This window comes from Bacteroides luhongzhouii, from assembly GCF_009193295.2.
GTDB classification, from domain to species: Bacteria; Bacteroidota; Bacteroidia; order Bacteroidales; family Bacteroidaceae; genus Bacteroides; species Bacteroides luhongzhouii.
The window spans coordinates 4,977,660-4,989,301 of sequence record NZ_CP059973.1 but is presented as its reverse complement, the minus strand read 5'-3'; the positions used below and the strand labels follow the sequence as shown (position 1 = coordinate 4,989,301).

Genomic DNA, 11,642 nt, shown 5'->3' with positions numbered 1-11,642 from the left:
AACGTGGCAAATGTACAAAGATTCTTTGGATAAGCAAGCAAGTTTACGATTTCTGATATCCGTACTTTTATTTCTTTTTCCTGTATTCTTTACGCAAATTGAAATTGAATCCGGCATATATCTGAAGAGTGCCGAAGCCGTTATCTACAGAGAAATTATTTCTGTGGTAATTATAGTTTTTTCCAACGAAAGAAGTACCTACGAAGTATTTTCCGTTATTGTAAACAACCCCTGCACGCAATAGAAAATCCAGGTTAAATTTGCCGTACCATGCTTTTCCTTCGTGAGTTTCCGCATCTACATCAGAGGCTTTATAGGCAATGGCAGGGGTGAGAGACAGACATGCCAGGCAGTTGCGGGCAAAGACCCAGTTGTAGGCATATCCGAAACTGATATTGGCATTGGTATATTTTATATCTTTGACTTTCATACCGGGATTCATTGTCTGCTGTAGAAAATCAGGAAGTTCTGTATAGTCGAAGTCAAGATGATGCTTTGAAATAGAAAAACCGGCAATAAATGTACCCGCATTGCGTCGTTGGTTGGTGGACTGGCTGAAGGCAGCCGGGTAAGAGAATTTTCTATTATTGAAGATATAATATAAGTTCAGCCCTTTTATATCCACCTTTATTCCACTGAAATCCTCGGAATAGTTGGAGGGAATATCTTCAGAAAATCCTCTGATCTTATGTATCTTGTAATTGTTTCCGGTACGGCGGTAGAATATATCTACACCAAGTTTGGAACTATATAGACTAAGGTCAAACTCTGTACCTCTATTCTTCCGGTTGGTTTTCCGATAGATATCATCCACATCTACAGACCATCCCAGGAAAATCCATCGCCAGCCGAAATACAGTCCTATTTTATTATGCGGGTTGGGAGAAAAACTAAGTTTTTGTGGTTGAGGCTGTTCGCTGGTGACAGAATAATATTCGAAGTTGCTGAAATGAGTAGCCATCAACGCATAATTATAACGGTTCGGGCTGATATAGAGCGTATCAAAATCACTGAAATTCAGAAATCTCTTGATCGCTCTTTTAAAGGGGCTGGGTTGGGTGACCGTTGCGGAATCTATTCTTGTGCTGTCATTTATAGAAAGGGTTTTCTCTCCACTTTGTGCCTGCAAGGACAGTGAAAATAACAGAAAAAGATATAGAATAACCTGTTTCCCCATGTGGTTCTTTGTTGTTTTAGATATTTTTCGTTTCACGAATGTACTACCTTTCGTTGATTTATGCTAGCAATCTTCTAAAAAATGTTTCGTTTCCTAAACAAAAAAGTTCAATATACTGTTAGTTACAACAAGCAAATAAATCTTAAGCCACAAAATTATGAGAATCTATTTACGTTTATTAGTCGTGTCTCTTCTGCTTTTTGCTGGAAATATAGTATATGCGGAAGCACAGCAGGAGAAACGCGTGACGGGTACGGTGACTTCTGAAGGGGAGCCCTTGCCTGGTGTCTCCGTACAATTGAAAGGAGCATCCTCCGGCACCATCACCGATATTGATGGAAATTATTCAATTGAAGTTCCTGCTACCGGCACTTTAGTGTTCCGTTTTGTAGGAATGAGATCGGTAGAGCAACCAGTGAATAATCGAAGTGTGATTAATGTCACGTTGGAATCGGAAAGTAAAGAACTGGAAGAAGTAATGGTAGTAGCTTATGCTACTGCTAAGAAGTATAGCTTTACCGGAGCAGCTTCGACGATGAAAGCGGGTGAGATTGAAAAGCTACAGACTTCGAGCGTATCGCGTGTATTAGAAGGGACGGTGTCCGGAGTACAGGCTAGTGCGGCAAGCGGGCAGCCGGGTACGGATGCGGAAATCCGTATTCGTGGTATCGGATCTATCAATGCATCCAGTGCTCCGCTTTATGTGGTGGACGGTGTTCCATTCGACGGTAGTGTGAACTCTATCAATCCTGATGATATATCTTCGATGACAGTATTGAAAGATGCGGCTTCTGCTGCTTTATACGGGTCACGTGGCGCAAATGGGGTGATTATTATCACAACCAAGCAAGGTGAGCAAAATACCAAAGCAACTGTAAAGGTAAAAGCCTCTTTAGGAGGTTCCAATCGTGCCGTGCGTGATTATGATCGTGTCAGTACCGATCAATACTTTGAATTGTATTGGGAAGCACTTCGCAATCAGTATGCTAGGAGTGCGGATTATACTCCGGCAACTGCTGCGGCGCAAGCTTCCAAAGACCTGGTTACCAAATTGATGGGAGGTGGGCCGAATCCTTATGGCCCCCAATATACGCAACCGGTCGGTACAGATGGAAAATTGGTGGCAGGTGCCCGTCCATTATGGAATTCTGACTGGAGTGATGCCATGGAACAACAAGCACTTCGCACAGAGTTGAATCTAAGTGTTTCCGGAGGCGGAAAAGCAAATCAGTATTTCTTCTCAGCCGGATACCTGAATGATAAAGGTATTGCGCTTGAATCCGGTTATCAGCGTTTCAACCTTCGTTCCAATATCACCAGCGAAATGACTTCCTGGTTGAAGGGAGGAGTCAATTTGAGTTTTGCACATTCCATGCAGAACTATCCGGTTTCTTCCGACTCCAAAACCAGTAATGTGATTACCGCAGGACGTACCATGCCCGGATTTTATCCGATTTATGAAATGAATACTGACGGTGGTTACAAATTGGATGAGAATGGAGACCGTATTTATGACTTCGGTTCCTATCGTCCTTCCGGTTCGATGGCAAACTGGAATCTGCCGGCTACTTTACCTTTGGATAAATCAGAACGAATGAAAGATGAAGTCTCCGGTCGTACTTTTCTGGAAGCTACGATTATTGAAGGATTGAAATTCAAGACAAGTTTCAACTTTGACTTGATTAATTATAATACGTTGGATTATACGAATCCGAAATTGGGGCCGGCTAAAGAAAACGGTGGCGGCGTCAGCCGGATGAATACTCGCACTTTCTCTTGGACATGGAATAATATTGCTACGTATGACAAGACAATTGGTGAACATCATTTTAATGTCCTTGCCGGTGTGGAGGCCTATTCTTACCGCTACGATGAACTGACGGCATCACGTTCCAAAATGGCGCAGCCTGATATGCCGGAGTTGGTAGTCGGTTCACAGTTGACCGGAGGTTCAGGGTATCGCATTGATTATGCTTTGGTGGGTTATCTGACCCAAGCATTATACGATTATCAGAATAAATATTTCTTCTCGGCATCCTATCGTCGCGACGGTTCTTCACGTTTTGCGCCTGAGACTCGTTGGGGAAATTTCTGGTCGCTGGGTACTTCCTGGCGTATCGACCGGGAAGAGTTTATGGCAAGTACTTCCGACTGGTTGTCTGCCTTGACTCTGAAAATGAGCTATGGTGCGCAGGGAAATGATAACTTGGGCACTTATTATGCGAGTAAAGGACTTTATACCATTGTTTCCAATTTGGGCGAAAATGCGTTAGTGTCCGACCGTATGGCAACTCCGAATCTGAAATGGGAAACGAATCTCAATTTTAATGTAGGCATCGACTTCTCCCTGTTCAATAACCGTTTTTCCGGTTCATTTGATTTTTTTACACGTCGTTCGAAAGATCTGCTTTATTCACGTCCGATAGCTCCTTCCCTGGGATATGGCTCTATTGACGAAAATGTAGGAGCGTTAAAAAATACGGGTATTGAAATGGTTCTTAACGGAACGATTATCAATCAGAATGGTTGGATATGGAAACTGGGAATGAACCTGACGCATTATAAGAATAAGGTAACAGACCTTCCATTGAAAGATATGCCGCGAAGTGGTGTGAACAAGTTGCAGGTAGGCCGTTCGGTGTATGATTTCTATATGATAGAGTGGGCGGGAGTAGATCCGAAAAATGGAGATCCGCTGTGGTATATGGATGAGAAAGATGCAAATAAGAATCCGACCGGAAGACGTGTCACAACAAATAACTATGGTTCGGCTGATTATTATTACGTCAATAAATCATCTCTTCCGAAGGTGTATGGCGGATTTAATACGTCTCTTTCTTGGAAAGGATTCGATCTTTCGGCCATCTTTGCTTATAGTATCGGTGGATATATCTACAATCGTGATATTACAATGATTCTGCACAATGGAAGTTTGGAAGGACGTGACTGGTCGACGGAGATTCTAAGAAGATGGACTCCCGACAATCGCTATACAGATGTCCCTGCTTTGAGCACTACCTCTAATAACTGGAACTCGGCTTCCACTCGTTTCTTGCAGAATAATTCGTATATGCGATTGAAAAACCTGACACTTTCCTATAACTTACCCAAACAATGGATTAGTAAGTTATCATTGAGCAGTGTGCAGGTATATGTACAAGGAGATAATCTGTTTACTATTCACCGGAATCAGGGACTAGACCCAGAACAGGGAATTACCGGTATCACTTATTACCGTTATCCGGCTATGCGAACCATTTCCGGAGGTATCAACGTTTCTTTCTAAATTCAGACTAAATTATGAGAAAAATAAAGATTCAATCTATTCTTGCGGCAGTTGCCGGCCTTTTTCTGGCAACGAGCTGTAGCAGCAGTTTTCTGGATACGGACCCTACAGATGCGGTAAGTTCGGATAAGGTAGCTGTACCCGAAAATGCGGAGGCACTTGTGAATGGTGCTTGGTATAATCTGTTTGATTATTCAAGTACCTATGCTAATATCGGTTATCGGGCACTTCAGTGTTTGGATGATATGATGGCAAGTGATATTGTTTCCCGTCCGAAATATGGTTTCAACTCTTCGTATCAGTTTAATGATATAGCACTTTCTTCGAACGGTAGAACAGAGTTTGCCTGGTATCTGATATATAAAACGATAGATAATTGTAATACTGCCATTTCAATCAAGGGGGATTCGGAAGAACTCCGACAGGTACAGGGACAAGCATTGGCATTGCGTGCTTTCTGTTATTTGCATCTGGTACAGCATTATCAATTTACCTATTTGAAGGATAAGGATGCACCTTGTGTTCCTATTTATACCGAACCGAGTAATAGTGCGACAGTACCGAAAGGAAAATCAACAGTGGCACAGGTTTACCAGCGTATTTTTGATGATTTGAACTTGGCGCAGGATTATTTGAAAAACTATGTTCGCAGTGGTGATAACCAGAAGTTCAAACCGAATGTAGCAGTAGTTGACGGTCTTTTAGCTCGTGCTTACTTGTTGACCGGACAGTGGGAAGAAGCTGCAAAAGCTGCTGAAGCCGCCCGTGCAGGATATACATTGATGACAACTACAGCCGAGTACGAAGGTTTTAATAATATTTCCAATAAAGAATGGATATGGGGATTTCCTCAAATTCCTTCCCAATCGGACGCCAGCTACAACTTCTATTTTCTGGATGTAACATACATAGGAATGTACAGTAGCTTTATGGCCGATCCTCATCTAAAGGATACATTTATCGACGGTGACATTCGTTTGCCTTTGTTTCAGTGGATGCGTGAAGGGTATTTGGGATATAAGAAATTTCACATGCGTGCAGATGATACAGCTGATCTGGTCTTGATGCGTGCTGCTGAAATGTATTTGATAGAAGCTGAAGCAAAAGTACGCGATGGCGTAGCGTTGGCACAGGCTGTAGCTCCATTGAATACATTGCGTAATGCCCGTGGAGTAGGGGATTACGAGGTGACAGGAAAGTCACAGGAAGATGTAATCAATGAGATACTGATGGAGCGTCGTCGTGAACTTTGGGGAGAAGGATTTGGTATTACCGATATACTTCGTACGCAAAAGGCAGTAGAACGTACTGCTTTATCGGATGAGATGCAAAAGACAGAAGTGGACTGTTGGCAGGAAGATGGCTCCTTTGCTAAACGGAATCCTTTGGGACATTGGTTCCTTAACTTTCCGGACGGGAAGCCATTTACAGTGAATAGTACTTATTATTTATATGCTATCCCGCAGAAAGAAATTAACGCTAACCCTAACATATAAATAGCTCTCTTAATTTTTTGACTTTGACCTTAACTTGTAGACCGGTATACGTCGTGACGATGCATACCGGTTGTTTTCATTCTTCTATTTTATTCGATTTTCTGTTTTTTCAAATTGGGTAAAAAGAACGTGACTAATCCTAGTAACGGCATATAAGCACATATATTATAGACATACTCAATACTGGTTTTATCTGCCAAATTGCCAAGTACTGCCGATGCAACACCGGCAACTCCGAACGCAAATCCAAAGAACAGTCCTGATATCAATCCAAGTTTAGTAGGAAGTAATTCCTGTGCATAAAGTAATATGGCGGGGAAAGCCGAAGAAAGCATTAACCCTACACAGAAACTAAGTACAATCGTCCAAGCTAGATTGGCATGTGGCATTAATAAACTGAATGGAGCTGCTCCTAAAATAGAAGCCCAAATCACATACTTCCGACCAACGCGGTCGCCTACAGGACCTCCGATTAATGTTCCGATGGCGGTAGCAACAAGGAAGATAAATAAATATAGCTGCGATTCTTGTACGCTTACATTGAATTTATGGATTAAATAGAAGGTATAATAACTGGTAAGACTTGCCATATAAATGTATTTGGAGAAAATCAAGATCAGTAATATCCCGATTGAAAGGGCTGTCTTATCCATAGGCAAAGGAAGATGAACAGGCCTCTTGATACTGACGGTCTGTTCTTTCATCCGGTTTAGATATGCCTTATACCATTTGCAAATCGGATACATCACCCCGATAGCTGCTAAAGCCACAAATGCGAATATGAGGAGATGCTCTCTGCCATAAGGAGCCACCAGTAAAGCTACCAGCAAAGGACCTAATGAACCTCCGAAGTTACCACCTACTTGAAAAAGTGATTGTGCCAGCCCACGTTTTCCTCCTGAAGCAAGGAATGTGATACGAGAAGCTTCCGGATGCAGTACGGATGAACCGATCCCGATTAAGAATACGGATAATAATATCCAATATAGATTATCGGAGAATGCCAAGTTTATCAGACCAATCATTGTAAAGCTCATTCCGATAGGCAGTGACCATGCGACGGGATGCTTATCAAAGAAAACTCCGGTAATCGGCTGAAAGACCGAAGCGGAAAGTTGATAAACTAACGTTATAAGTCCGATTTGGGCGAAACTAAGTCCCAAATCATCTTTGAATAGAGGATAAGACGCTGATAGCACCGACTGTAAAAGATCGTTGAGGCAATGTGAAAGACTCAATGCAATCAAGATGGAAAATGTGATTTTTCCTACGGGTTGTTCCTGATTCTGTACCATAATACCTATTTACTTTTGAAGTGTTCCTGAAAATTGGCTGCAAAGGTACGTAAACTTCCCGTTTCTCAATATATTTGCTATGATTAATTCAATATGATATGAAGAAAGTTGTGGTAGCGATGGATTCTTTTATCGAAAGGTCCTTTAGAATAAAACTTTAAGACTAAGGATTGTAAATTGTCGTTAATTCACTTTTGACTAACTGAACTATTCTCCGTACCTGCTGTTGTTAAATAAAAAAGGAGGATAATATGGGCTTTATTTGGTATATCATCATTGGTATTGTGGCTGGATTCCTCGCAGGTAAAGTAATGCGCGGCGGAGGTTTTGGTCTTATCATAAATTTATTACTTGGTATTCTTGGAGGTGTATTGGGCGGTTGGGTATTTGCCCTTTTCGGACTGGCAGCTTCAGGACTGATCGGAAGTTTGATAACTTCCACTGTAGGGGCTATCCTTGTATTATGGATTGCTTCCTTATTCTCGAAATCTAAATAGATATTTATATAATTTATTTTTAATCCTAAAAACAGAACTTAATTATGGAATGTAGACATGGAAATTTCTGGATTGGACTCGGAATTGGGTCAATCCTCGGCGCAGTTGCTTATCGTCTTTCACGCACAGCAAAAGCAAAGCAGTTGGAAAGTGAAATTTATAATGCTATCCATCGCATAGGTCGCGATGCTGAAATAGCAGCTGCTCATGCTGAAAGAAAAGCGATGGATCTTGGACTTAAAGCTGTAGAAACGGGCGCGGAAATTGCAAATAAAGTAGCAGCCGAAGCCGACAAAGTGGCCGGAAAAGCAAAAGATAAGTGGGAAAAATAAGAATCCCAAAATGGGTAATCGATTTTAATAGAATCGGTTACCTGTTTTATTATATTGTATATTAATCTTTTTATCTCTAATCTTATTCGGTTATCATTTGGATGTGTGTACGGACACATTTGGATGAATATTCTTTGTTATTTGCACTTCCTTTAAGAATCAGGGGGTACTTTCTCTTTAACTTTTCATCTGAAAAGAGTCTTTTTCTCTACACTATCTTTACTTTTTCTTATGTTTAACAACATGTATGTTTGTCGTGTTGTTGGTTTAATCGTTTGATTATTAATTGTGTATGATTGTTCGTTTGCAATGTGTGTGCGCACACACTATTGCTTAATTCAATAATTCATTTTACTTTTGCCGATGAAAAACAAGATACTTATCAATATATGGATAAAGAGTTTTCAAATATTCGGATTGTAGACATTGCCAAGATGGCAGGTGTCTCTGTTGGCACGGTAGATCGTGTAATCCATAATCGTGGAAGAGTATCTGAAGAAAACAGGAAAAAAGTACAGGCTATTCTGGAAATGGTACATTATCAACCAAATCTGATGGCACGTTCATTAGCAGCCTCCAAAAAACAATATCATATCCTTGCAATAACTCCTTCTTTTGTGCAGGGAGAGTATTGGGAAGCTATTTCGGAAGGTATAGATAAAGCTGCGGCAGAAATGGAATCATATAATATCACCATTACCAAACTCTTTTTCGATCAATATAATAACAAGACTTTTGATGATATCATCCGAAATCTGCTGAATGAGAAAGTGGATGGAGTATTGATTGCGACTTTGTTTACAGATTCTGTTATCCGGCTTTCGCAGGAGCTTGACAGGAATGAAATACCTTATGTGTATGTTGACTCCAACATTGGAGGGCAGCATCAACTGGCTTATTTTGGAACGGAATCTTATGATGCCGGAGTGATTGCTGCCAGATTATTAATGGACAGGCTTCCTTCTTCTTCCGATATATTAATGGCACGGATTATTCATAGTGGGAAGAACGATTCTAACCAGGGAAAGAACAGGCGCGAAGGTTTTTGCCATTATCTTATGGAAACAGAGTTTAATGGAAGCCTGCATGAAGTAGAACTGAAAATAAATGATTCAGTGTATAATTTCATGAAGCTGGATGAGATCTTTGAAGCTAATCCGAATATTAAGGGGGCTGTTATCTTTAATTCAACTTGCTATATCTTAGGAAATTACCTAAAGGCAAGAGGAATGCAGGCTGTCAAACTGGTTGGTTATGACCTTATCGGTAGAAATACGCAATTACTTTCCGAAGGTGTGATAACTGCATTGATTGCGCAGCGTCCTGAGCGTCAGGGATATGATGGTATTAAATCATTGTGTAATCATTTGCTGTTCAAACAGAACAGTGAGAAAGTGAATTTGATGCCTATCGATATTCTCCTTAAAGAGAATCTGAAATATTATCTGAACAATAAATTATAAACATATAAATTTGTAAGAACCATGAATGAATTATTTAACGTAAAAGGTAAAGTAGTTGTTATCACCGGCGGAGCTGGGATTTTAGGTAAAGGTATTGCTGCGTATCTCGCAAAGGAAGGTGCAAAAGTGGTTGTGCTTGACAGAAGTGAAGAAGCAGGAAAAGCATTGGTAGACAGTATCAAAGCAGAAGGAAATGAAGCTATGTTCCTTTACACTGATGTGATGGATAAGGAAGTGCTCGAAGGCAACAAAGTGGAAATCATGAAAGCTTATGGCCGTATTGATGTTTTGTTGAACGCTGCCGGAGGTAACATGGCAGGTGCAACTATTGCTCCGGATAAAACGTTCTTCGATTTACAGATTGACGCATTTAAGAAAGTAGTAGATTTGAACCTTTTCGGTACAGTGTTGCCTACAATGGTATTTGCTGAAATTATGGTAGAACAGAAGAAAGGCTCTATTGTAAACTTCTGCTCTGAATCAGCTCTTCGTCCATTGACTCGTGTCGTTGGTTATGGTGCAGCTAAAGCAGCTATTGCTAACTTTACTAAATACATGGCTGGCGAACTGGCATTGAAATTCGGTAACGGTCTGCGTGTAAATGCAATCGCTCCGGGATTCTTCCTGACCGATCAAAACCGTGCGTTATTGACTAATCCGGATGGCTCTCTGACTGATCGTTCGAAAACGATTCTCGCTCATACTCCATTCAATCGTTTCGGTGAACCGGAAGATCTTTATGGAACAATCCATTATTTGATTAGCGATGCTTCTAACTTCGTAACAGGTACAGTAGCTGTAATCGATGGTGGATTTGATGCATTCTCAATCTAATATTGGGAAGATATCATTCTGTCTTTAATCATAATTAGTAACTTGTAATTAGTAAGAACAATATGTATTTATGTGAACAAACTTGGCGCTGGTATGGTCCTAACGACCCCGTTAGCTTGTGGGATATTAAGCAGGCAGGCGCTACCGGTATAGTAAATGCTCTTCATCACATTCCGAATGGTGAAGTGTGGACAGTAGAAGAGATCATGAAACGTAAGCAAATGATTGAAGAAGTAGGTCTGACATGGTCTGTGGTAGAAAGTGTACCTGTACACGAACATATCAAGACACAGACTGGTGATTTCATGAAATACATTGAGAACTATAAGGAAAGTATCCGCAATCTGGCGAAGTGTGGTGTAATGGTGGTTACTTATAACTTCATGCCTGTATTGGACTGGACACGTACTGACCTTGCTTATACAATGCCTGATGGTTCTAAAGCCCTTCGCTTTGAAAAGGCGGCTTTTGTAGCTTTCGACCTTTTCATCCTGAAACGTCCGAATGCAGAAAAAGATTACACTCCTGAAGAAATAGCTAAGGCAAAAGCTCGTTTCGAACAAATGAGTGAAGATGATAAGAAACTGTTGGTTCGCAATATGATTGCCGGACTTCCAGGCTCGGAAGAAAGTTTCACAGTAGAACAGTTCCAGCAGGCATTAGACCGTTATAACGATATCGATGCTGAAAGGCTCCGTTCCAACTTGATTTTCTTCTTAAAAGAAATAGCTCCTGTCGCCGATGAAGTAGGCGTGAAGCTGGTGATTCACCCGGACGATCCTCCTTACAGCATTTTAGGTTTACCACGTATTTTGAGTACGGAAGAAGATTTCAGAAAACTGATTGAAGCCGTGCCTAACGAATCCAATGGACTTTGCTTATGTACAGGTTCTTTCGGAGTACGTGCCGACAATGACCTTGCGGGCATGATGGAACGTTTCGGCGATCGTGTAAATTTTGTTCACCTGCGCAGCACACAACGTGACGAAGAAGGAAACTTCTATGAAGCGAATCATCTGGAAGGAAATGTAGATATGTACAATGTGATGAAGAGCCTGATTCTTCTGCAACAACGTCGTAAATGTTCTATCGCTATGCGTCCTGACCATGGTCATCAGATGATTGATGATTTGAAGAAGAAGACAAATCCGGGATATTCTTGTCTGGGGCGTCTTCGCGGATTAGCGGAACTTCGTGGCTTGGAGATGGGTATTGCCAAATCTATTCTTTAGTAGAAGTTATAATTAGCATTTTATTATAAA

The 11,642-nt window shown here is 41.0% G+C and carries 9 protein-coding genes; 7 read left to right on the top strand and 2 right to left on the bottom strand.

What is annotated here, in order from left to right:
- Nucleotides 1–67: 67 nt before the first annotated feature.
- On the bottom strand, nucleotides 68–1,177 hold the full coding sequence (locus GD631_RS19020; RefSeq protein WP_143259722.1) for a DUF4421 domain-containing protein: 1,110 nt from the start codon (nucleotides 1,175–1,177) through the stop codon (nucleotides 68–70).
- 157 nt (nucleotides 1,178–1,334) lie between these two features.
- Between GD631_RS19020 and GD631_RS19015 the strand changes: the two genes are divergently transcribed.
- Nucleotides 1,335–4,463 carry a SusC/RagA family TonB-linked outer membrane protein gene (locus tag GD631_RS19015; RefSeq protein WP_152288007.1) on the top strand — a complete coding sequence of 1,043 codons (3,129 nt, stop codon included), beginning with the start codon at nucleotides 1,335–1,337 and terminating at the stop codon, nucleotides 4,461–4,463.
- A gap of 14 nt (nucleotides 4,464–4,477) precedes the next feature.
- Nucleotides 4,478–5,959 carry a RagB/SusD family nutrient uptake outer membrane protein gene (locus GD631_RS19010; protein ID WP_143259580.1) on the top strand — a complete coding sequence of 494 codons (1,482 nt, stop codon included), beginning with the start codon at nucleotides 4,478–4,480 and terminating at the stop codon, nucleotides 5,957–5,959.
- Nucleotides 5,960–6,048: 89 nt separating this feature from the next.
- Here the strand turns inward: GD631_RS19010 and GD631_RS19005 are convergent, their stop codons facing one another.
- Entirely contained in the window at nucleotides 6,049–7,254 is a 1,206-nt protein-coding gene (locus GD631_RS19005; protein WP_143259581.1) for an MFS transporter, read from the bottom strand.
- 251 nt (nucleotides 7,255–7,505) lie between these two features.
- On the opposite strand from GD631_RS19005, the gene GD631_RS19000 reads away from it, so the two are divergent.
- The 5 genes from GD631_RS19000 to uxuA all read left to right on the top strand — a co-directional run bounded on the left by GD631_RS19000 (nucleotide 7,506) and on the right by uxuA (nucleotide 11,612).
- On the top strand, nucleotides 7,506–7,751 hold the full coding sequence (locus GD631_RS19000; RefSeq protein WP_143259582.1) for a GlsB/YeaQ/YmgE family stress response membrane protein: 246 nt from the start codon (nucleotides 7,506–7,508) through the stop codon (nucleotides 7,749–7,751).
- Between the two features lie 44 nt (nucleotides 7,752–7,795).
- Nucleotides 7,796–8,083: a YtxH domain-containing protein gene (locus GD631_RS18995; RefSeq protein ID WP_143259583.1), complete on the top strand. Its 288-nt coding sequence runs from the start codon at nucleotides 7,796–7,798 to the stop codon at nucleotides 8,081–8,083.
- A 389-nt stretch (nucleotides 8,084–8,472) separates the two neighbouring features.
- The gene (locus GD631_RS18990; RefSeq protein WP_143259584.1) at nucleotides 8,473–9,546 is read left to right on the top strand and encodes a LacI family DNA-binding transcriptional regulator; all 1,074 of its coding nucleotides are present in this window, start codon (nucleotides 8,473–8,475) and stop codon (nucleotides 9,544–9,546) included.
- Nucleotides 9,547–9,567: 21 nt separating this feature from the next.
- Nucleotides 9,568–10,380, top strand: coding sequence for an SDR family oxidoreductase (locus tag GD631_RS18985; RefSeq protein WP_004304110.1), 813 nt, complete (start codon nucleotides 9,568–9,570; stop codon nucleotides 10,378–10,380).
- 62 nt (nucleotides 10,381–10,442) lie between these two features.
- On the top strand, nucleotides 10,443–11,612 hold the full coding sequence (gene uxuA, locus GD631_RS18980; RefSeq protein WP_143259585.1) for a mannonate dehydratase: 1,170 nt from the start codon (nucleotides 10,443–10,445) through the stop codon (nucleotides 11,610–11,612).
- Nucleotides 11,613–11,642: the final 30 nt, after the last annotated feature.